This window comes from Arthrobacter echini (genome assembly GCF_008107445.1).
GTDB classification, from domain to species: Bacteria; Actinomycetota; Actinomycetes; order Actinomycetales; family Micrococcaceae; genus Arthrobacter_D; species Arthrobacter_D echini_A.
In genome coordinates this window covers 97857-119460 of record NZ_VSLD01000007.1, presented here as the reverse complement: position 1 = coordinate 119460, position 21604 = coordinate 97857, and the positions used below count along the sequence as shown (strand labels likewise).

General features: G+C 70.4%; 20 protein-coding genes. 10 read left to right on the top strand and 10 right to left on the bottom strand.

Annotated features, from left to right (window positions below):
• Positions 1–76 precede the first annotated feature (76 nt).
• From sigE to FQ377_RS12765, 3 genes are all read left to right on the top strand, one after another.
• Positions 77–721 (top strand): RNA polymerase sigma factor SigE, encoded by a 645-nt coding sequence (gene sigE / locus FQ377_RS12775; RefSeq protein ID WP_148601648.1) that lies wholly within the window; start codon positions 77–79, stop codon positions 719–721.
• Positions 722–725: 4 nt separating this feature from the next.
• Entirely contained in the window at positions 726–1715 is a 990-nt protein-coding gene (locus FQ377_RS12770) for an anti-sigma factor family protein (protein WP_148601647.1), read from the top strand.
• Positions 1716–1799: 84 nt separating this feature from the next.
• Positions 1800–2210, top strand: a complete 411-nt coding sequence (locus FQ377_RS12765) for a twin-arginine translocase TatA/TatE family subunit (protein WP_148601646.1) — start codon at positions 1800–1802, stop codon at positions 2208–2210.
• A 48-nt stretch (positions 2211–2258) separates the two neighbouring features.
• Here FQ377_RS12765 and FQ377_RS12760 read toward each other — a convergent pair whose 3' ends face one another.
• The 3 genes from FQ377_RS12760 to FQ377_RS12750 are packed head-to-tail and all read right to left on the bottom strand — an operon-like array spanning position 2259 to position 5261.
• Positions 2259–3389, bottom strand: coding sequence for an Mrp/NBP35 family ATP-binding protein (locus tag FQ377_RS12760; protein WP_262364455.1), 1131 nt, complete (start codon positions 3387–3389; stop codon positions 2259–2261).
• The gene (locus FQ377_RS12755; RefSeq protein WP_262364454.1) at positions 3386–3943 is read right to left on the bottom strand and encodes a DUF1003 domain-containing protein; all 558 of its coding nucleotides are present in this window, start codon (positions 3941–3943) and stop codon (positions 3386–3388) included. The genes FQ377_RS12760 and FQ377_RS12755 overlap by 4 nt, the downstream gene beginning before the upstream one ends.
• Positions 3944–3974: 31 nt before the next feature.
• Entirely contained in the window at positions 3975–5261 is a 1287-nt protein-coding gene (locus FQ377_RS12750; protein WP_148601644.1) for a magnesium transporter MgtE N-terminal domain-containing protein, read from the bottom strand.
• 126 nt (positions 5262–5387) lie between these two features.
• Here FQ377_RS12750 and FQ377_RS12745 point away from each other — a divergent pair, with 126 nt between their 5' ends.
• Entirely contained in the window at positions 5388–6236 is an 849-nt protein-coding gene (locus FQ377_RS12745; protein WP_148601643.1) for a YflT domain-containing protein, read from the top strand.
• A 114-nt stretch (positions 6237–6350) separates the two neighbouring features.
• On the opposite strand, the gene FQ377_RS12740 is transcribed toward FQ377_RS12745, so the two are convergent.
• Positions 6351–7931, bottom strand: a complete 1581-nt coding sequence (locus FQ377_RS12740) for an aminopeptidase P family protein (protein ID WP_148601642.1) — start codon at positions 7929–7931, stop codon at positions 6351–6353.
• A 92-nt stretch (positions 7932–8023) separates the two neighbouring features.
• Here FQ377_RS12740 and FQ377_RS12735 point away from each other — a divergent pair, with 92 nt between their 5' ends.
• Positions 8024–8866: a PHP domain-containing protein gene (locus FQ377_RS12735; protein WP_148601641.1), complete on the top strand. Its 843-nt coding sequence runs from the start codon at positions 8024–8026 to the stop codon at positions 8864–8866.
• Positions 8867–8906: 40 nt separating this feature from the next.
• Here FQ377_RS12735 and FQ377_RS12730 read toward each other — a convergent pair whose 3' ends face one another.
• The 3 genes from FQ377_RS12730 to FQ377_RS12720 form a co-directional block, all read right to left on the bottom strand.
• Positions 8907–9776, bottom strand: coding sequence for a DNA-methyltransferase (locus FQ377_RS12730; RefSeq protein ID WP_262364453.1), 870 nt, complete (start codon positions 9774–9776; stop codon positions 8907–8909).
• Between the two features lie 6 nt (positions 9777–9782).
• Complete coding sequence (locus tag FQ377_RS12725) at positions 9783–11606, bottom strand: DEAD/DEAH box helicase (protein ID WP_395858491.1); 1824 nt, start codon at positions 11604–11606, stop codon at positions 9783–9785.
• 282 nt (positions 11607–11888) lie between these two features.
• Positions 11889–13376, bottom strand: a complete 1488-nt coding sequence (locus FQ377_RS12720; protein ID WP_262364452.1) for an RNB domain-containing ribonuclease — start codon at positions 13374–13376, stop codon at positions 11889–11891.
• 113 nt (positions 13377–13489) lie between these two features.
• On the opposite strand from FQ377_RS12720, the gene FQ377_RS12715 reads away from it, so the two are divergent.
• Positions 13490–14245, top strand: a complete 756-nt coding sequence (locus FQ377_RS12715; protein WP_262364451.1) for a ferritin-like domain-containing protein — start codon at positions 13490–13492, stop codon at positions 14243–14245.
• Between the two features lie 67 nt (positions 14246–14312).
• On the opposite strand, the gene FQ377_RS12710 is transcribed toward FQ377_RS12715, so the two are convergent.
• Together FQ377_RS12710 and FQ377_RS12705 are read right to left on the bottom strand one after the other, a co-directional pair.
• Positions 14313–14537 (bottom strand): DUF3107 domain-containing protein, encoded by a 225-nt coding sequence (locus FQ377_RS12710; protein WP_148601639.1) that lies wholly within the window; start codon positions 14535–14537, stop codon positions 14313–14315.
• Positions 14538–14584: 47 nt separating this feature from the next.
• Complete coding sequence (locus FQ377_RS12705) at positions 14585–15202, bottom strand: TetR/AcrR family transcriptional regulator (RefSeq protein WP_262364450.1); 618 nt, start codon at positions 15200–15202, stop codon at positions 14585–14587.
• Positions 15203–15295: 93 nt separating this feature from the next.
• On the opposite strand from FQ377_RS12705, the gene moeB reads away from it, so the two are divergent.
• Positions 15296–16546 (top strand): molybdopterin-synthase adenylyltransferase MoeB, encoded by a 1251-nt coding sequence (moeB, locus tag FQ377_RS12700; protein ID WP_148601637.1) that lies wholly within the window; start codon positions 15296–15298, stop codon positions 16544–16546.
• A gap of 81 nt (positions 16547–16627) precedes the next feature.
• Here the strand turns inward: moeB and FQ377_RS12695 are convergent, their stop codons facing one another.
• Positions 16628–18001: a glutamyl-tRNA reductase gene (locus FQ377_RS12695; RefSeq protein WP_148601636.1), complete on the bottom strand. Its 1374-nt coding sequence runs from the start codon at positions 17999–18001 to the stop codon at positions 16628–16630.
• A 193-nt stretch (positions 18002–18194) separates the two neighbouring features.
• On the opposite strand from FQ377_RS12695, the gene hemE reads away from it, so the two are divergent.
• The 3 genes from hemE to hemQ all read left to right on the top strand — a co-directional run bounded on the left by hemE (position 18195) and on the right by hemQ (position 21564).
• Positions 18195–19256, top strand: coding sequence for a uroporphyrinogen decarboxylase (gene hemE / locus FQ377_RS12690; protein ID WP_148601635.1), 1062 nt, complete (start codon positions 18195–18197; stop codon positions 19254–19256).
• Between the two features lie 2 nt (positions 19257–19258).
• Positions 19259–20773 carry a protoporphyrinogen oxidase gene (gene hemG, locus FQ377_RS12685; protein ID WP_148601634.1) on the top strand — a complete coding sequence of 505 codons (1515 nt, stop codon included), beginning with the start codon at positions 19259–19261 and terminating at the stop codon, positions 20771–20773.
• Between the two features lie 71 nt (positions 20774–20844).
• Positions 20845–21564 carry a hydrogen peroxide-dependent heme synthase gene (gene hemQ, locus FQ377_RS12680; protein ID WP_148601633.1) on the top strand — a complete coding sequence of 240 codons (720 nt, stop codon included), beginning with the start codon at positions 20845–20847 and terminating at the stop codon, positions 21562–21564.
• Positions 21565–21604: the final 40 nt, after the last annotated feature.

Here is a 21604-nt window from a genome sequence, read left to right as displayed (position 1 = left end):
TCACTGCTGGGACCGGCCGCGCCCGAGCAGGAGCGGCCAGGATCCATCCGGGAGTTCGGGCGAGAAGGGGCACATGATGTCTAGCGTTGAGACGAGACAGCCGGATCTGGGGAGCGTCGACAGAACGGACGCGCCCGTCCTCGACGAGCACGGCAATCCTTGGGTGGCACCCTCCTGGGAGGAGGTCGTCACGAACTACTCGCCCAAGGTGTATCGCCTCGCCTATCGGCTCACCGGCAACAAGTTCGACGCCGAGGACCTCACGCAGGAGGTCTTCGTGCGCGTGTTCAGGTCTCTCGCGAAGTTCAGGCCCGGCACGCTGGATGGCTGGCTGCACCGGATCACCACGAACCTGTTCCTCGACCAGGCCCGCCGCAAGACCCGCATCCGCTTCGACGGTCTGACCGAGGAGGCGGAGAGCCGGCTCGCCAGCGGGCATCCCGGTCCCGAGCGCAGCTTCGAGTTCAACAATCTGGACATCGACGTGCAGGCGGCACTCGAAGAACTGCCTCCGGACTTCCGCGCCGCCGTCGTCCTGTGCGATCTCGAGGGCCTGGCCTACGACGAGGTGGCGCGGGCACTCGGGGTCAAGCTGGGCACTGTCCGCTCACGGATCCACCGCGGGCGGACGATGCTCCGTGGCAAGCTCGCCCACCGTGATCCCAGGCCCGCCGGCAGCGGCGCCTCGCTCGGCGTGCCGCGGGTCGCCGGTCTGGGGTAGCGCCGTGTTCCATCCACGGCGCTCCCTGCAGGACCTCGTGGACGGCGAGCTGTCCGACCGGAAGAGGCTCGCCGTCGAGCGCCATGTCCAGCTCTGCGCGCCCTGCACGGCGGCCGTGAGCCGGCTGCGCGGTCACAAGAGCACCCTCCTGGGGCTGCAGCGTCCGTCACTCGATCCGGACTTCCAGCGCAGGCTCCTCTCCACGACGTCGCGCCCTCCCCACGCCCCGGAGGTCCCCGGGTCCTCCGACGTTACGCGGTCGGACGACGTCCGACGCACGTGCCCCGCAGGTGTGGCTCACGATCCTGCGCTCCGTGCGCCACGCCGCCGCCGCGCAGTCGTTGCCGCGACCGCCGTCTCGGCCGTGGTGGCTGCGGCAGTGCTCGGCAGCGCCTACGTGGCGGGGTCCCCGCAGCAGGCGACGGCCGGAGCGGCCGGTCCGACGGCGCTGCGCGCGGGGTGGGAGTCCATGGTGCCGCGCACGCCCACCGCACTCGATGCCGATCAGCTGGAGACGCTGAGGGCGGAGGGGTGGGCGTGTCCCGCGCTCACGTCCCTCGGATTCACGCTCAGGAGCGCCGGGGGCATGAGTGTGGGCGACATGCCCACGCTCCGGCTCGTGCTGGAGCACGACGGCGACGAGGTCACCGTCTACGAGCAGCGGAAGATCGAGGGGCGCCCCGATGCGACGACGGCGGTGCCGGTGAACGCAGCGAGCGGCAGGACGGTCGAGCAGGACGGCTTCGACCACGTGGGCGGTGTGGGTCGAGATCTGTGGGTGCGCTCCGGCGAGCCCTGGCTCGTGGTGCTCGATTCACCCACGGTGACCTATACGGTGGTCTCCGAGCTGCCGCCCGCCGCCATGCCGCAGACGCTCAACCAGCTCGTCACCACGGACTACGCCCGATTGTCGACGCCGCACGGACAGGACGGCTCCATGATGGACAGGATCATGCGGGGGCTGTCGGTCATGACGCACCCGCAGGACCGCTGACCCATGGGGAGCTGCATCCCCGGGGCCGACGTCGGGCGCGCCACCGGATGCGGTACGTCCTGACCGGGAAGGTAGGCTTCTCGCGTGTTGGGAATCAATGGCCTCGAACTGGTGGTCCTGGCGATCATCGCCGTCGTGGTGCTCGGCCCGGAACGCCTCCCGGAGTACGCCGCGCAGTTGGCGAGGCTCGTGAAGAGCCTGCGGCGCATGGCCACCGGGGCCCGTGACCAGCTCCGGGAAGAGGTGGGTCCGGAGCTCGACGAGGTCGACTGGCGTAAGCTCGATCCGCGCCAGTACGACCCACGACGCATCATCAAGGAGGCGCTCCTCGACGACATCGAGGACGTCTTCAAGCCCGTCAGCAGCGGAGCGCCGACCGCTGTTCCGGCGGCCGCCACCGCGGCGGCCCTGCAGGTGGGCCCGGGCCCGTCGGTGCCCCTGAGGCCCACGCTGGCGCCAGGGGAGCCCGCCCCCTACGATCTGGAAGCCACTTAGCCGTACCCCGCATGGCCGGGCAGGTCCGGCCCGGGACTCTTCTGCGGGTCAGGAGACCGTGACAGGAAGCTTCAGCCCCTCGAGGCCTCGTGGGCGCCCGGCGAGGAGCGCGGCGATCCTGATCAGTTCGTCCTTCGCCGCGGAGGCTTCGGTCCCGAGGACGAGGGGCAGGCCCTCGTCGCCACCCTCGCGCAAGCTCTGATCCAGCGGGATGCTGCCGAGCAGTGGTACCTCGGTCGACAGCGTGCCGGACAGCCGGGTGGCCAGCAGTGCGCCCCCGCCGGCTCCGAAGAGCTCGAGCCGTCCGCCGTCGGGCAGTTCGAGCCAGGACATGTTCTCGATGACCCCGGCAACGCCCTGTCCGGTCTGCGCTGCCATGGCTCCCGCACGCTCGGCCACGCTGGCGGCGGCACTCTGCGGTGTGGTCACCACCAGGAGTTCGGAGGAGGGCAGCAACTGGGCCACCGAGATCGCGATGTCGCCCGTACCCGGCGGCAGATCGAGGAAGAGGGCGTCGAGATCCCCGAAGTAGACCTCCGTGAGGAACTGCTCCAGGGCACGGTGCAGCATGGGGCCGCGCCAGGAGATGGGCTGGTTGCCCTCGACGAACATGCCGATGGAGATCACCTTCACGCCGTGCGCGACCGGCGGCAAAATGAGTTCGTCCACGCGAGTGGGCTGCTGGCTGATACCCATGAGGGCCGGGACGGAGAAGCCGTAGATGTCCGCGTCGACGATCCCCACCCGGAGACCGCGCGCGGCCATGGCCACCGCGAGATTCACCGTCACGCTCGATTTCCCCACGCCTCCCTTGCCGCTCGCCACGGCGTAGACCCGCGTCAGCGACGCCGGATCGGCGAAGGGGATGCCGCGCCGGCCACCGGGGCCCTTGAGCTGGTCCTTCAGGGCGTCACGCTGGCCCTGGTTCATGACCCCGAGGTCCACCACCACCTCGTCCACGCCCTCGACGCGCGAGACCGCGGCCTCGGTGTCCTCGGTGATGGTGCCACGCAGCGGACACCCGGCGATCGTGAGCAGGATCCCGATGCGCACTGTGCTGCCCTCGACGGCCACCGACGCGACCATGCCGAGCTCGGTGATGGGACGGCGCAGCTCGGGGTCGATCACCGTGGCGAGGGCGTCGCGCACTGCCTGCTCGCTGGGCGGGGAGAAGGTCACCGCGACTGCCTCCTCCCTGCGGGCTGCACCCTCGGCGTGGTGGCGGTGTCGGAGGACTTCCGCGGCTTGCGCTTCTGCAGCATCAGCTCCTGGCCGTCCGCCGTCTCCAGTACCTCGTCGAGCACGGACCGCAGTTCGGAGCGGACGTAGTCGCGGGTGGCCACCTCCCGCAGGGCGATGCGCAGCTCGGCGATCTCGCGGGTCAGGTACTCGGTGTCGGAGAGATTGCGTTCCGCGCGCTGGCGGTCCTCCTTGAGCGAGACGCGGTCGCGATCGTCCTGGCGGTTCTGGGCCAGGAGCAGCAGGGGAGCTGCGTAGGAGGCCTGCAGCGAGAGCATGAGCGTCAGCAGGGTGAACCCGATCGCGGCGCTGTCGAAGCGCAGGCCCTCCGGCGCCAGCGTGTTCCACAGCAGCCACACCGCGCAGAACACGGTCATGTAGAAGAGGAACTGGGGTGTGCCCATGAACCGCGCGAAGTTCTCGGTGGCGCTGCCGAAGGCATCCGGGTTCGGACGCAGGCGCGGCAGGAGCCGCATCCGACTCTCGCGGGGCATGTCCAGCCCACTGGAACTCGACCTGATTCTCTCAACCACGGCGTTCACCTCGCTTCGCTTCCGATGCATCGTCCTGTGCCCGCCAGTCGTCGGGCAGCAGATGGTCCAGGACGTCGTCGACCGTCACGGCGCCGACGAGACGACCCTCGGTGTTGACGACGGGGACCGAGTTCAGATTGTAGGTCGCGAGGATCCGCGAGACATCGCTCAGGGCGGCCTGGTCGCCGACGGCCTCGAGATCCGTGTCGATGATGTTGCCGAGGGGTTCCGGAGGCGGATAGCGCAGCAACTGCTGGATATGGACCACACCGAGGTAGCGCCCCGTGGGGGTTTCGAGCGGCGGGCGGCAGACGAAGATCGCCGATGCGAGGGCGGGGGTGAGCTCCTGGCGGCGCACATGGGCGAGGGCCTCCGCGACAGTGGCTTCCGGAGGCAGGATGACCGGGACCGTGGTCATCAGCGATCCTGCCGTGTCCTCCTCGTACTCGAGCAGGCGGCGCACGTCCTCGGCGTCCTCCGGCTCCATGAGCTGCAGCAGTTCCTCCTTCTCTGCCTCGGGCAGTTCGTTGAGGAGATCGGCCGCGTCGTCGGGGTCCATCTCCTCCAGGACGTCCGCCGCACGCTCACGCGTGAGCGAGGACAGGATCTGGACCTGGTCGTCGTCGGGCAGTTCCTGCAGGACGTCCGCGAGACGATCGTCCTGCAGCTCCCCGGCCACCTCCACGCGGCGCTTGTCGTTCATCTCGTGGAGGGCGTCGGCGAAGTCGGCGGCCTTCAGGTCCTCGTGCTGCGCCACGTACTGGGACGCGCCCTGTGGCTCGCTCGCGGGCCCGTGGAAGGCGTCGATCCAGTCGATGATCAGGCGCTCCCCACCGCGGCGCAGGCCGCGCAGGGGCGAGGTGGAGGATCCACCGCGGCGCACGTACAGCTGCGAGACGTGCCAGTCGCCGCTGCGGTCGCGTTCCATGGCGCTGTCCTCCACCACGGCGCTGCCGCTACCGTCGCGGAGCGTCAGGCGCCGGTCGAAGAGTTCGGCGACCACGAGCATCTCGGCCCCGCGCTGTTCGAACCGGCGGAGATTGACCAGTCCGGTGCAGATGATCTGGGAGGCATCCATCGACGTGATACGGGTCATCGGCACGAAGACCCGCTTCTTGCCGGGGACCTCGACCACGAGACCCACCACCTGGGGCGGGCCGGCGGCACCGCGATCGAGCACGACGGCGTCCCGGAGGCGGCCCAGCCGGTCACCGAGCGGGTCGAAGACGTCCAGGCCCAGCAGTCGTGCGACGAAGACGCGGGTCGGATTGGTAGTCACCGTCCTAGGCTATCGGGCACGCTCGCGCCGACCGGCATCGGGGTCCTGCCGCGTCGGAGGACCGTGGGCGTTCACCAGCGGCGATACCGCTGTCCCGGCGGCAGGCCGTGGGCCAGAATAGGGATCATGTCGACGCCACTTGGAACCACCGCCTCCCGTGACCAGGGCCGCACCCTGCCCACGGGCGAGATCATCGGCCGCTACACGAGTTACCTCGATGCGCAGAAGGCGGTGGACTATCTCGCCGATCACAAGTTCGCCGTGCAGAAGGTGGCGATCGTCGGCAACGACCTCAAGGCGGTGGAGCGCGTCACCGGGCGGCTCAGTTACCCGCGCGTGGCCCTGGGCAGCGCAGCCACGGGTGCCTGGTTCGGTCTCTTCGTGGGCCTCATCCTGAGTCTCTTCGCAGGGAGCGAGTCGGGTATCACCATCACCTCCTCGATCGCCCTCGGTGCCATCTTCTGGCTCCTCTTCGGCGTGATCACCTACGCCTTCCAGCGTGGCAAGCGGGACTTCACCTCCACGAGCCAGGTCATCGCGACCAGCTACGACGTCCTCGTGGATCCCACCCTCGCGGCCGAGGCACGGAAGCTGCTGCAGCAGCTCCCGATGCAGGGCCAGGCCCAGCACCCGGTCGCCGGCTCCACCGGGCGACAGGGCCAGCAGCCTTCCCAGCCGGCGCCCGATCGTCCGGCCCAGTGGAACGATCCCTACGCCGGTCAGCAGCCCCCCGCCCTGCCGCCACAGCCCGCCCAGGACCCGGTCACCGCCGACCAGACCGCCGGACCGGGGACCACCGGGCCGCGTCGTGGTCAGCTCCCCGATCTTCCGGACGGACGCCCCCAGTACGGGGAGCGCGTCGAGGATCGTCCGGCCGGCGATCCGGCGGAGCAGTCCGGAACGGTGCACGGTGGACAGTCCCCGACGGGCGAGGCCGAGAACGGCGGACCCACCTCATCGCAGCGCCGGGGCTGATCCGCTCCTGATCAGCAGCTCCGTGCGGCGGAGCGCACCGGCGTCGAGCGACACGGAAGGCAGGGACCCGATGGTCCCTGCCTTCCGTCGTCCGGTCCGGAGCCGGGGTGAGGGCTACTCGCCGGTGCTGCCCCAGATCCCGGCGATCCAGTCCTCGACGTCCTCGGGGTTGCGGGGGAGCGCGGCGCTGAGGTTGACGGGTCCGTCGGCTGTCATGAGGATGTCGTCCTCGATCCGCACGCCGATCCCCCGGTACTCCTCCGGCACGGCGAGATCCTCGGCCTTGAAGTAGAGGCCCGGCTCGATCGTGAAGACCATGCCCTCCGTGAGGACGCCGTCCAGGTAGAGCTCACGCTTGGCCTGGGCGCAGTCGTGGACATCCATGCCGAGGTGGTGGCTGGTGCCGTGCGGCATCCAGCGGCGGTGGTGCTGGCCGTCAGGTGCCAGGGCCTCATCCAGCGATACCGGCAGCAGCCCCCAGCGGTCGAGATTCTCGGCGAGCACCGTCACGGCCGCATCGTGGATCTCGCGGAACTTCCGGCCGGGCCGGGCTGCGGCGAACCCGGCGTCGGCCGCATCGAGCACGGCCTGGTAGATGGCGCGCTGCGTGTCCGTGTACGTGCCGTTGATGGGGATGGTCCTGGTGATGTCGGCCGTGTAGAGGCTCTCGGCCTCGACGCCGGCGTCCAGCAGCAGGAGCTCGCCGGCCTTGACCTGGCCCGTGTTGCGGATCCAGTGCAGTGTGGTGGCGTTGTTGCCGGCGGCGGCGATGGTGTCGTACCCGAGATCGTTGCCCTCCTCGCGGGCCCGCGTGAAGAACGCACCCTCGACCACGCGCTCGCCGCGCGGGTGGGAGATGGCCCGCGGCAGGGTCCGGATGACCTCGTGGAAGCCGTCGACGGTCGCAGCCACCGCGACCTCCATCTGCTCGATCTCCCACGCGTCCTTGATGAGGCGCAGTTCGGAGAGGAACTCGGCGAGCATGGCATCGAGGGCGTCCGCCTTCTCGAGGTCCACCCCGGTGTTGATGCGCGAGGTGTCCACCAGGGCATCCGCGGCCGGGTCCACCTCGCGGAGGAGGCGGATCCCGATGCCGCCGATCTCGGCCACCCCGGCGTCCTTGGTGATGGCGACCTCCAGCTCACCGAGGTCGGCGGTCGCGAGGTCCAGCTGGGCGTTCAGCTGCGCCATCGACGGACGCCGGCCGATCCAGAACTCCCCGTACCGGGCGTTGGCGTAGAACTCCGCGCTGTCCCGGCCCGCGAGTTCACGGAAGTAGAGCCGGGCGGTGTGGTTCCCGCCGTCGTCGCCCTGCCCGTGCTCCACCGGCTCGAGCACCAGCATGGCGTCGGGCTCGTGGTCCAGGCCGAGACCGGTCAGGTGCGCGAACCCCGAGTGCGGCCGGTACCGGTAGTCGGTGTCGTTGGAGCGCACCTTGAAGGGCCCCGCCGGGACGACCATGCGCTCCCCGGGGAAGCGGTCGGAGACGGCGCGCCGGCGTCGTGCGGCGTGCTCCGCCACGGGTGACCTCTCCGGGAGTGTCGCGGTGTCAGATGCCCACTCACTGGCCATGAACGCCTTGAAGGCGTCAGAATCGGGGCGCTGCGACCGGTTCTCGTTGCGGTCGGACAGGGGCTGGCCCTCCGGCGAGTCGGAGGGGTTGTGGGCTGCGGATTCGATGTCGGCGGTACTCATCCTGCCATCGTCTCACCGCTGTGGCAGGCCGGGGAAGTCCGGCCCGCCGGGCATGGACCAGGACGCCGCCGCCGGCGCGTAGATTGGACCCGGTGAGGATCGACCTGCATACGCACTCCAACGTCTCGGACGGCACAGAGGACCCGGAGGTCCTGATCGGATCCGCCGTGGCCGCCGGGCTGGACGCCGTCGCACTGACCGACCACGACTCCACGGCAGGGTGGGACCGCGCGCGGACGGCGGCGCACGGACTGGGGATCACGTTCGTCCCGGGCATGGAGGTCTCCTGCCGGACGGACACGGGTATCAGCGTGCACATGCTCTCCTACCTGCACGACCCGCTGCATCCGGGCCTGCACGCGGAGATCGAACGCTCCAGGACGGCGCGGCTGACCCGTGCCCGGCGCATGGTGGAACTGATGTCGGTGGACTACCCCATCAGCTGGGACCTCGTGGCGCAGCACGTGAGCGAGGGTGCCACGGTGGGACGGCCGCACATCGCCGACGCCCTGGTGAGCCTCGGGATCGTGCGGACCCGCTCGGAGGCCTTCCAGAGCGTCCTCACGGCGCGCTCCCCCTACTGGGTCAGCCACTACGCGCCGCACCCGGCCCACGCCGTCGGGCTGATCCGCGCTGCCGGAGGGGTCCCGGTGTTCGCCCATCCCTCGGCGTCCAACAGGGGAGCGGTGGTGGGTGGTGCGGATCTGGAGGAGATGATCGACGCCGGACTGCTGGGCCTCGAGGTGGAGCACCGGGACAATCCCGCCGCCGCGCAGGTGGCACTGCGCAGGATCGCGCGCGAGCGGGGACTGCTCGTGACGGGCTCCAGCGACTACCACGGCAGCGGGAAGCCGAATCTGCTGGGAGAGAATCTGACCGCCCCCGAGGTGCTCGGGGCCATCCAGGGTCTCGCGACGGGCGCCGCCGCCCCGTGAGTCCCGGTCCGGGGGGAGGAAGCCGTCCTCGACGGGTGGCTCAGAGCCAGCGGTCCAGGCGCGCGTTCATGACGGCGATGGCCTGCGGGTTGCTGTCCACGCAGACGAAGCGGCGTCCGAGTTTCCCGGAGACGGCGCCGAGGGTGCCCGAGCCGGCGAAGAAGTCCAGCACCCAGTCGCCCTCGCGACTGCTCGCCGCGACCACCCTCCGCAGCAGTCCCTCGGGCTTCTGGGTGGGATAGCCGGTCTTCTCCTTGCCGGTAGGGGACACGATGGTGTGCCACCACACGTCCGTGGGGAGCTTTCCGCGTGCGGCCTTCTCCGGCGTCACGAGCCCGGGGGCCATGTACGGTTCCCGGTCCACAGCCTGACTGTCGAAGTGGTAGGCGGACGGGTTCTTCACGTAGACGAGGATGTTGTCGTGCTTGGCGGGCCACTTCCGCGTGGTCCGCGCACCGTAGTCGTAGGCCCAGATGATCTCGTTGAGGAAGCTGTCGCGGCCGAACAGGGCGTCCAGCATCACCTTGGCGTAGTGCACCTCCCGATAGTCGAGGTGCAGGTAGAGCGTGCCGTCGTCGGCGAGGAGCCGCCACGCCTCGATGAGCCGTGGGGCCAGGAACTCCCAGTAATCCTCGAACGCGTCGTCGTAGCTCGCGAGAGTGCCCTTGACCGTCGAGTAGGACTGTCCCTTGAAGCCCACCCTGTTGCCCGTGCCCGCCTCGGCGCGCCGGGTGCTCAGTTGCTGCCGGCGCTGCACGCGACCCGTGTTGAAGGGCGGGTCCACGTAGACGAGGGTGAAGGCGCCATCCGGCAGGGTGGGCAGGAAGTCCGCGTTGTCGGCGTTCACCACGAGATTGGCGCCGTCACCGCTCCAGGAGGGCAGCGGTGACGGCGCGGGGAGTCCACTCACGGAGGGCTAGTCCTCCGTGCCGCCGGCGGACTTTGCGACGACCTCGCCGTTGCGCCGCCGGGTCCGGCTGCGCCGGGGACGCTCGCCCGAGGGCGCCTCGCCCTCACCTGCCGGTCGGCGACGGCGACCCGGAGCCTCGTTGCCGGCAGGCTCCGTCGTCGTCCGACTGTCCGCCCCCCGGTTGTCCGCCGCCGGACTGTCGGCCGCGGCGCCCGGGGCCTCTGCTGCACGATTGCCACCGCGGCCGCGTCCGCGGGATCCACGCGATCCCTCGCCGCCCTGCCCGGACCGTCCTCCCGAGCCACTACCAGCCGAGCCACTACCAGCCGAGTCACTACCACCCGAGCCGCGACCGCCCGAGCCGCGACCGCCCGAGCCGCGACCGGTGGAGCGGTCCTGGCCGGAGGGGGCGCCGCCGCGCTTGCCGGTCTCGCCGAGATCCTCCAGGGCCTCCGCGTCGATGCCGGCGAGCTTGCGCTCCCTGCGCGGCAGGCGACCCTTGGTGCCTTCGGGGATGTCGAGATCCGTGAAGAGATGCGGTGAGGAGGAGTAGGTCTCGACCGGCTCGGGGGTGTCCAGCCCCAGCGCCTTGTTGATCAGTCCCCACCGGGGGACGTCGTCCCAGTCGACGAAGGTCACGGCGGTGCCCTTCTTGCCTGCGCGACCCGTGCGGCCCACGCGGTGCAGGTAGGCCTTCTCGTCCTCGGGGCACTGGTAGTTGATGACGTGCGTGATGTCGTCGACGTCGATGCCGCGCGCGGCCACCTCGGTGGCGACGAGGACGTCGATCTTGTCGCCGCGGAAGGCCCGGAGGGCCTGCTCGCGCGCGCCCTGCCCCAGATCGCCGTGGATGGCGCCGGCGGCGAAGCCGCGGTCGATGAGTTCCTCGGAGAGCTTCGCGGCGGTGCGCTTGGTCTTGCAGAAGACGATGGCGCGGCCGCGATTCCTCGCCTGCAGGATGCGGGCCACCACCTCGGCCTTGTCGAGATTGTGCGCCCGGTAGATGACCTGGCGGATGTCCTTCTTGGTGATGCCCTCGTCCTCGGGATCCGCGGCCCGGATGTGCGTGGGCTGGGTCATGTAGCGGCGGGCCATCGCGATCACGGGGCCGGGCATCGTCGCCGAGAAGAGCAGTGTCTGGCGCACGGGCGGGGTGGCGGCGATCAGGGTCTCGACGTCGGGCAGGAAGCCGAGGTCGAGCATCTCGTCGGCCTCGTCGAGCACCACGATCTTGACGTTCTTCAGCACCAGCAGCTTCTGCCGGTAGAGGTCGATCAGTCGTCCGGGGGTGCCGACCACGATCTCGACGCCCTGCTTGATGGCCTCGATCTGCGGCTCGTAGGCGCGGCCACCGTAGATGGTGACGATGCGCGCGTTGCGCTTCTTCGCCGCCGTCGTCAGGTCCCCGGCGACCTGCACGGCGAGCTCACGGGTGGGTACCACCACGAGGGCCTGCGGCGCGCCGGGCACGGGCAGCTTCTCGTAGCCGGGATCCTCGGGTCCCACGACCCGCTGGATCGCCGGGATGCCGAACCCGAGCGTCTTGCCGGTGCCGGTCTTCGCCTGCCCGATGATGTCGTGCCCGCCGAGCGCGATGGACAGCGTCATCGCCTGGATGGGGAAGGGGTGGATGATGCCGGCGTCGGCCAGCGACTCCACGATGTCGGGCCGCACGTTGAAGTCGGCGAAGGTCTCGACGACCTCCGCGTGCGGCTCGTCCGTGGAGACCAGGGTCTCCTCGACGTCGATGGCGTCCGGGGCGTCGTCGGCGACGAGGTGGTGTGCGTCCGAGGCCAGGGGGGTGTCTGTGGTGTGTTCTGTGTTCTGCACGTTCTACCGTTCATTTCAGGCCGTGCGGCGGCGAAGGCTCGACGCACCGGACCGACTTCGGGCGGGGCGGAGCGTATCGACGGGCGCAGGGCGTCCAGTGGAAGCCGATCGCGGGCTTGCGACTGCGTGCGGGCTGCGGAGTAGAACCTGCGCCTGCGGGAAAACTCGGGATCGAGTAGGTACTGCGGGTTATCGAGGACGTGATAACGACCGGGCATCCATTACTACGCTGTCGACTCTACCCCGCCCGCCCCCGCCGGGCGTCATTACGGGCCGCGCCGATCACGCGTCGGCCGGCTTCACCTCGAAGCGCAGGCGACGACGCGCGATGTCCGCTTCCAGCAGGATCACCGTGACCTTCTCGCCGGCCACCAGGTCCCCGTAGCAGACCGCCTCGAGGACGGGATCGGCCACCTGGACCACGCCGGACGGGCGGGGCGCCTGCCTGCCGGGGGCGTCGTCGGCGGCCGGCGGGGAGCCCTGCAGCACGACGGCGGAGAACGCCTCGCCGATCCGCTCGCTCAGCAGCGCTGCCTGGACCGCGTCGAGGGCACCGGAGTCGAGCCGGGACGCGAGCTGCGCCGAGGACGCCATGACGGAACCCAGCTCGGGTAGCGCACGCCGCGCCCACCCGGGGACGTCCTCGCCGGCACACAGCGCCGCGCAGATCACGAGGACGAAGCGATCCACGAGCCGTCTGATGGGTGCGGTGGTGTGGGCGTAGGGCGCGGCGATCGCCGACTGGACGGTGTCATCGGGGAGCTCGCCGTCGAACACGGTGTACCCGGCGCCGCGGAAGAGCGTGGCGGCCGCGTGCATGAGGGCGAGCTGCCGGGGCTCGCTGACATCCAGGGTGCGCAGGAAGTTCCCGTAGGGCAGATCCTCGGGCCACGGGTGCCCGAGGGCCACGGACTGCAGGCGGAACTTCCTGAGTGCACCGTCGTCGGGCGCGGGCATGGTGCGGAGGATCCCGATGCCGCCGTCGAGCATGATGCGCGCCGCCGCCATGCCGGTCATCAGCGAGAGCTGGGCGTTCCAGTCCTCGCAGGGCCTGGCGGGCTCGGTCACGATGGCGTACCGCCCGCCGTCGTGGGTGACCTCCTGGCGCGGCAGTGTCAGGCCGGCACCCCCGCGCTCGAGCTCCAACCGGATGCGGTGCCGGCCGATCTCCTCGAGAAGGCGGAACTGTTCGTCCGTGGTCCCTGCGTCGATCGCGGACTGCACCTCGGCATACGTGAGCTGGCGCCGGCTCCTGATGGTGGCGCGGCGCACCGAGACGGAGTCGACAGCTCCCGCGGCATCGAGCCGGAAGTGCCAGACGAAGGCCGGGCGGTCCTGACCCGGCAGCAGGCTCGCGGCCCCCTCGGAGATCACGTCCGGGTGCAGCGGGATCCGGCCGTCCGGGGCGTACATGGTCTGGCCGCGAAGCCGGGCCTCGAGATCGACGGCGCCCTCCGCCGGGACGAAGGCGGGAACATCGGCGATGGCGTACCGCACGTCGTAGGCAGCCCCGTCCGCGTCGTCCGCGGCGCCACGTCCGAGGTGAATGGCCTGGTCCAGATCGGTGGAGCCGGGCGGATCGATGGTGAGGAAGGGCAGCTCCCGCAGATCCTCGGACGGAAGGCGGTGGGCGACCACCGCCGCAGCCGCCTCCCGGAGGACCTCCTCGGGGAAGCCCTCACGGAGATCGAGCTCCGCACGCAGCCCGCTCAGCGAGCGGGCAAGGAGTTGCTGCGCGTCCCGCTCGGGAACCGGAGGCTTCGCTGGCACGGGATTCACGGTAACGCACGTCACGGACATCGGCCCGGGGCGGCGCAGCAGCGCGGTGTCCCGGGCCGGGCCGACGGCTTGCCGCTCCCCGGCGATTGCGTACTCTTAGCAGCATGAACAACGGCGCCTCCGACAGCATGGCCCCTCCTGCCGCCGAGCCGCGGACTGCTTCGGAGGCAGCTTCCGCCGCCCACGGGAGCGACGTCGAGGACCCGTTCGGTAATCCCCACTACGTCCGCTTCGTCGCGGATCTGCTCGGCGCCATCGCCTACGCGGAGCTCTCCGGATTCGAGCGGCTGTCCTCCGATGCTCGCTTCTCGCCGAGCCTCGCTGATCGTGCGAGCCTCGGCAGGCTCGCGGTGCAGGAGTTCGAGCATTTCGAGCTCGTGGGTCGGTTCCTCGACGGCCTGGGCATCACCGTCGAGGACGCCATGACGCCGTTCTGCGCCTCGATCGACTCCTTCCACGAGCGGACGCGGCCCGGCGACTGGTACGAGTCGCTCATGAAGGCCTACGTGGTCGATGCCTTCTCGCGGGACTTCTACCGTTCGCTGGCGCACAACCTGGACGCCAGGACACGCGAGCTGATCGCCGTCATCGACTCGGGCGACGGTGCGGAACACCTCCGGGACCGCCTGAAGGAAGCCCTCGCCGATGATCCCCGGCTCGCGTCACGCTGCGCGCTCTGGGGACGGCGGCTCGTGGGAGAGGCGCTGACCCAGGCGCAGCGGGTGGGCATAGAGCGGGAGAATCTCGCGGGACTGCTCTTCGCCGGAGAGGACGGCCCGGCCCGGCCCAGCGGGACGTTCTTCTCCGAACTCACGCGGAACCACTCCCGGCGGATGAGCGCCCTCGGCCTGACGGCCTAGCCCCACGCAGAAGGACCCGCACCCGACCGGGTAGGTCTGGTAAGGGTCCTTCTGGTGTTGTCCCGGGTCAGAGTGCGCCGAAGCCCACGCGCCGGGTCTCCTCGGCGCCGATCTCCACATATCCCAGGGCCGATGTGGGAACGATGACCTGGCGGCCCTTCGAGTCCTTGAGGCGGAGGTCGGTGCCCTCGCCCATGGCCTTGCCCACCAGCTCGGCGATGGCGTCGGCGCTCTCGGTGGAATCGATGACGATCTCGCGGTTGATGTTCTGGATACCGATCTTGATTTCCACGGCGCGTGCCTCCTGTGTAGTGAGCCTGATGCTCTCTGGAACCTACTCTAGATCTCCTTGGGGAAGCGGCTGATTCCGCGCCAAGCTAAACGATAGATCAGCTCCGCGGCGGCATCGATGTCGAGGCTGCCGTCGGTCTCGAGCCAGTAGCGGGCGCTGATCTGCGCCATCCCGGCGAGGCCCCTGCCCAGGAGGGTCGCCTCGACCATGGACAGCTGGGTGTCGTCGGCGATCACCTCCGCGATGGCGCTCGCGAAGTGGGCGTTGAACGCCTCCAGCCGACTGCTGACGTCCGGTTCGTCGCTGATGTCGGATTCGAAGACCAGTCGATGCGCCCTGCTGTCCTGGGCGATGAACTGGAAGTACGCGCGCATGGTCGCGTGGACGCGCAGATCGTTGTCATCGGTGGAGCGGAGCGCATCGATCAACAGCTCGGTCAGTTCCGCGAGATGGCTGTCCAGCAGGGCAAGGTACAGATCGCGCTTGCCGGGGAAGTGCTGGTAGAGCACCGGCTTGCTGACCCGGGCGGCATCGGCGATGTCGTCCATGGCGGCCCCGTGGTAGCCGTTGCCCACGAAGACCGCCTGTGCTGCCGCGAGGAGCTGGCGTCGACGCTCGTCGCGCGGGAGCCGCACGGCGCGTCCGGTGGTCGGTTCTGCACTCACGTAGGGAATCCTCAGCTGTCGCGATCGGGTAGCGCCAGTTTACCGGCCGGCCCCGCGGTGGCATCGCCGCGGTGCTGCGCCCTACCCTTGGGTATGACTGTTTCCGGATCCCTGGCTTCCGCCGTCGCGCCGCCGTCGGCGGACAGCCCCGCGGGGCTTCCGCCGCTGGTGGAGCCGGTCGGTACCCTGTCGCAGGAGGAGGCGGAGCGCTACTCCCGGCACCTGATCATTCCCGGGTTCGGGATCGAGGCGCAACTGCGCCTCAGACAGGCACGTGTCCTCGTGATAGGAGCAGGCGGGCTCGGTTCCCCGACGCTGCTCTACCTGGCGGCAGCGGGGGTGGGCACGCTGGGCATCGTGGACGACGACGACGTCGAGCTGTCGAACCTGCAGCGCCAGGTCATCCACGGCATGGCCGATCTCGGACGTTCCAAGGCCGAGTCCGCGCGCCTGAGTGTGGCGGAGGTGAACCCGCTCGTCGAGGTGGTGCTGCACCAGGAACGGCTGGAGCGCGCCAACGCACTCGACCTGTTCTCCGGGTACGACCTCATCATCGACGGCACCGACAACTTCGCCACCCGGTACCTCGTCAACGACGCCGCCGCCATCCTGGGCAAGCCCTACGTCTGGGGTTCCATCCTGCGCTTCGACGGACAGGTCAGCGTCTTCTGGCAGGGGCACGGGCCCACCTACCGGGATCTCTTTCCCGAACCGCCGCCGGCGGGGTCCGTGCCGTCGTGCGCGGAGGGCGGTGTGCTCGGGGTCCTGTGCGCGCAGATCGGTTCCGTGATGGTCAACGAGGCGATCAAGCTCATCACGGGAGTGGGGACCACCCTGCTCGGCCGGGTGCTGGTCTTCGATGCGCTCGCGATGAGCTGGCGCGAACTGCGGGTCCGGCCGGATCCGAGCATCCCGCCCATCACGGAGCTCGTCGACTACGAGCAGTTCTGCGGGCTGCCCTCCGCGACCCGCACGGTGGACCCGGATGCGGCGGCAGGCCCGGACACGGCGGCGGTGCCGGTGGTGTCCGTGGACGAGCTGGCGGGGCTCCTCGCGGCGCGCTCCGAGGGCCGGGCGGACTTCGACCTGCTGGATGTGCGCAGCCCCGAGGAGCACGCGATCGTGAGTATCGATGGCGCCGTGCTCGTCCCCAAGGGCACAATCCTCGACGGCGAGACCGTCGTCGATCCTGCGCGGACGGCGTACGTGCACTGCAAATCGGGCGTCCGGTCTGCGGAGGTGGTCCGATTCCTCCGCAGCCGGGGCCACACGGAGGTGCACTCGGTGGAGGGCGGCATCACGGAGTGGGTCCGCAGGATCGAACCGGACAAGCTCACGTATTAGACAGGCGCACGGAGTGGACCGGCCCACGTATTGGTCAGGCCGATGTCCTGAAGAGCCCCCGTACCCGGGAACCTCCTCGATTCAGGCGCCGCGAGCCGGACGATCCCGATCCACCGGGCACGCCGCGTCCTCGGCACCAGCGCCAGCACCGGGCATTGTCCGGGGCGTCCGGTCGGCGGTGGCGTCCGCCGGCGTGCCGGGTTGCGTCACGTCGATCCCGTACAGGGCCTGGAGCGCTGCCTCGTAGTCCTCCTGGCGTCCCTCGGCGGCGAGTTCGCGAGCCCGCACGGTGGGCACGTGCAGGAGCTGACGCACCATGCGGCGCAATGCGAACTCCACCTCCTCCGCGGCGGCCGTGCAGCCGTGCTGGGCGCGGACACGTTCCATCTCGGAGTCGAGCACCGATTGCGTGTGGCGGCGCAGTGCCACGATCGACGCGTTCATCGCTCGTGCGCTCTGCTGTTCCTCGAAGGCGCGGGCCGCGTCCCGGACGAGGTCGCTCGCCTGCACCAGGGAATCCGCCTGCTCGTCGGGGGCAGCTGCGCGGACCGACTCGAGCGTGATGAGCTCGACGTCGTCGAGCAGTCCCACGGCCGGGTCGAAGTCGTGGCTCAGTGCCAGGTCGATCACGAGCAGGGGAGAGGTGCTGCCTGCGCGGACCCGCTCGATGTCGGCGGCGTCGATGCGGGCGTCACTGCCGCTGCACCCGATGACGACGTCGGCCTGCCCCAGGGCATCGGCCAGACCCGCAGCGGAGACGGCGGTACCGCCGCGGGATGCGACGAAGGCCTCGGCGCGGCCCGAGGAGGAGAACACGGAGATGTCGGTGCAGCCCCTGTCCTTCAGGGCCGCGACGGTCGCTCCGGCGTACGCGCCCGTGCCGAAGAGGACCACCGACTTCCGGGACCAGTCCGGGTCGGCGGATATGTCACTGCCGAGCTCGAGAGCCACGGAGACGATCGAGCGTCCACGGGAGCCGAGGGCTGTCTGCGCTCCGACGTCCTTGGCGGTCTTCGAGGCAGCCTGGAAGAGGCGCACCAGGGAGCCGCTGGCCGCACCGGAGCCCTGAGCCTCGATGAGGGCCCGCCGCACCTGCCCCGCGATCTCCCGCTCGCCGATCACGGCGGAATCGAGGCCGGCGCCGACGGCGAAGAGGTGCTCGGCCACATCCTGCCCGGTGTGGGTCCGGAAGGAGGAGGAGACGGACTGCTCGGAGATGCCGGAGTACTCGCTGATGGTCGAGATGATCGCCGAGCGGGCGGCTTCGACGTCCTCCACGGTGGGCGCCTCGGCATAGATCTCGAAGCGGTTGCACGTGGCCAGGACGACGGCGCCGGCAACGGTCCTGTCGTCGGCGAGCACCACCGAGGGGACCTGGGGCGCTCCGATGCTGAGTCGGGCCACGGTTTCCAGGTCTACATCCGAGTGGGTCGCTACGAGTGAAAGAAGTACCACAATGATTCCAGCATACCGAGGTCCCGTCCCATTCCCTGAATAGGTTTGCCTTACCCGGGAGGGTATTCCTCGCCGTTCCGCCAGACCCGTGGTCGCGGAAGCGGAGTGATGTTGCGCACGCGGAGCAGCGCGGCGTGGTCGGGGCGCCTGCACCGGTTAACGCTCCGCAGGGATCTTCGGCAGAATCGGGTGCATGGACCTTGGAGCATCGCACCCGCTGGTCGACGGACGTACGTCCGACTCGGCACTCATCCGCGCCTACCGGGGCCAGAGACCGCACCGGCGCCCCGTATGGTTCATGCGCCAGGCCGGGAGGTCGCTGCCCGAGTACCGGGCTCTGCGGGAGGGCACCGACATGCTGCAGTCCTGCCTCATCCCGGAGCTGGCCTCGGAGATCACGCTGCAGCCGGTCCGGCGGCACGACGTCGATGCGGGCATCTTCTTCTCGGACATCGTCATCCCCTTGAAGCTGGCCGGCGTCGACGTGGACATCGTTCCCGGAGTGGGCCCGGTCCTCGGCTCGCCGATCCGTTCCGCCGCCGACGTCGCGGCCCTGCCGCGCCTCACGCCGGAGGCCCTCGAACCCATCCGGCAGGCCGTGGGCCTCACCGTCGAGCAGCTCGGCTCCACGCCGCTCGTCGGGTTCGCTGGTGCCCCCTTCACCCTGGCCGCCTACATGGTCGAGGGAAAGCCGTCCCGGGACCACCTCGGACCGCGCACCATGATGCACGCGGATCCCCACACCTGGCAGGCCCTGACGGAGTGGGCAGCCGACGCCTCCGGCATGTTCCTCCGCGCCCAGCTCGAGGCCGGCGCCAGTGCGGCGCAGCTCTTCGATTCCTGGGCGGGCTCGCTCTCGCTGGCGGACTACCGGAGTCATGTGGCGCCGGCCTCGCGCAGGGCCCTGGACCACGTGCGCGGCCTCGGCGCGCCCCTGATCCACTTCGGCACCGGCACCTCGGAACTGCTCGTGGCCATGCACGACGTCGGGGTCGACGTGATCGGCGTCGACTACCGGCTGCCGCTCGACGAGGCCAATCGGCGGCTCGGTGGCGCCGTCCCGCTCCAGGGCAATATCGATCCGGCCCTGCTCCCCGCACCGTGGCCCGTCCTCGAGCGGCACGTCCGGGACGTGCTCGCCGCCGGGGCCGCGGCACCGGGACACGTGGTGAACCTCGGGCACGGCGTACCGCCCGAGACGGATCCCGCCGTGCTCACGCGCGTCGTCGAGCTCATCCACTCGCTGGAGCCCTAGCCATGACCGGGCGCGACGACGCCGTAGCCCGGGAGCAGGCGGGTCCGGCACGGCAGCGGAGCGCCGTGGTGATCGGCGGGGGTATGGCGGGCCTGCTGGCTGCACGGACTCTGCTCCGGCGCGGGGTCCGGGTGACCCTGCTGGAGCGCTCCGATCGTTTCGGGGGCACCGTGGACGGCCGGGTGCTCGGAGGCCTCCAGCTCGACAGCGGCGCGGAATCCTTCTCCACGCGCTCCGCGACCGTGCCGGCACTGGCCGCCGAGCTCGGCCTGGGTGAGCGGCTCGTGACACCCGAGGCGACCGGCGCCTGGGTCCAGCTACCCGGACCGGACCTGCAGGCGTCCGCCCGGCCGCTGCCGAACTCCGGGGTGCTCGGGATCCCGGCGGATCCCACCGATCCCCTGATCAGCGCCATGATCTCCCCGGAGGGAGCGCGGCGCGCCGCGCAGGACGGCGTCCTGCCGGTGGGCTCCCTCGCCACCCGGGCGGGTGTCAGCCTCGGAGAACTGGTCCGCACCCGCATGGGCGACGAGATCCTCGCGCGGCTCGTGGCTCCCGTTGCGGGCGGGGTCTTCTCCGCCGACCCCGACGATCTCGACGTCGACTCCGTGGCACCGGGACTCCGCGCGACGATGGCGCGGCTCGGATCGCTGGGGGCCGCCGCAGGTGCTCTCCGCGCGGCGGCCCCGGCCGGCGCGGCGGTGGGCGGGATCGACGGCGGGATCGCGCTCCTGCGCGACCGCCTCGTCACCGACCTCGAGGCCGCAGGGGCACAGTTGCGGACGGGGGAGGAGGTCACGGACCTGACGCGCACCGGGGACGGCTGGACCGTCACGACCGGCCGCGCGGGAGCGCCGCGGCGCCTCGTCGCCGACGGCGTGGTCGTCGCCACCGAGGGCAGGGCCGCCGTCGACCTGCTGTCCCCGGGCCTGCCGGCCCTGGCCGCGGAACGGCCCGCTCCCGTGCCGGGCGTGGCCCTGGTGACCCTGCTCGTGGACCTCCCCGCACTCGACGTCCGGCCGCGGGGCACGGGCGTGCTCGTGGCGCGCGGCGTCGAGGGGGTCGCCGCGAAGGCACTCACGCACTCCACCGCCAAGTGGGCGTGGCTGCGCGAGCAGGCCGGCCCCGGGCGCCACGTGCTGCGCCTGTCCTTCGGGCGCGTGGGCGACCGCCCGGCCGACGTCGGTATCGCGAGTGACGACGACGTCCTGTTCAGCCATACGCTCGCGGACGCCTCCGTGCTCCTGGGCATCCCGGTCGGGGCAGCGGACGTGCTGGATCATGACGTGGTGCGCTGGGCCGGCGCCCTGCCGCACGCCGCCGTGGGCCACCGGGAGCGGGTCGCCCGGATCAGGGCCCTGGTGGCGGACCATGCCAACTCCCTCGCCGTCACGGGCGGGTGGCTCGCGGGGACGGGACTCGTGGCGGTCATCGATGACGCACGGGCCCGGGCGGGGGCGCTCGCGGACGCCCTGCTGGCCGGAGCGGGAGGCGACGGGTCGGGGCCTCCTGTGTGATGTTCGTCGCTTCTACGTGCGGTAGAAGAAAAAGATTTCGGATCGTCTCCGGACAGAGGCAAACTGTAGTCATGACTGAGCCAACCGGTAGCAACCCAACCCACGATGCACAGCAGACCGGAGCGGGCGACGACGCCCCCGGTGAACTCTTCTACACCCTCTGGACCGTCTTCCGGCGCAGTGGCGGCTCAGGTGCCGCCGAGGTCGCGGATCTCGAGGAGACCATCGCCGGCTTCGAGCAGGACGGCGTGGTGCTCCGCGGGTTCTACGACGTCTCAGCCATGCGTGCCGGCGCCGACGTCATGGTGTGGCTGCACGGACCCCGGGCCGAGGACCTGCAGGCAGCCGTCCGGAAGCTCCGCCGCACCGGGGCCTTCGCCGGAGCCGAGATCGAGTGGTCCGCCATGGGCGTGCACCGGGACGCCGAGTTCTCGAAGTCGCACAGCCCGGCGTTCTCCCGAGGCGTGGCACCGGCCGAGTGGGTGTGCGTGTACCCGTTCGTCCGGTCCTACGAGTGGTACATCCTGCCCATGGAGGAGCGCCGCGAGATGCTCATGGACCACGGCATGAAGGGGCGCAAGTACCCGCAGGTCCTCTCCAACACGGTGTCGTCCTTCGCCCTGAACGACTACGAATGGATCCTGGCACTCGAGGCCCCCGACCTCGTGGACCTCGTGGACCTCATGCGGCACCTCCGGGAGACCGAGGCCCGCCGTCATGTGCGCGAGGAAGTGCCGTTCTTCACCGGCCGGCGGATCACCCACGACGAGATTGCAGAGGTACTCCAGTGACCACTCAGGTATTCGACCCACGCGAGGGGATCGACGAGAA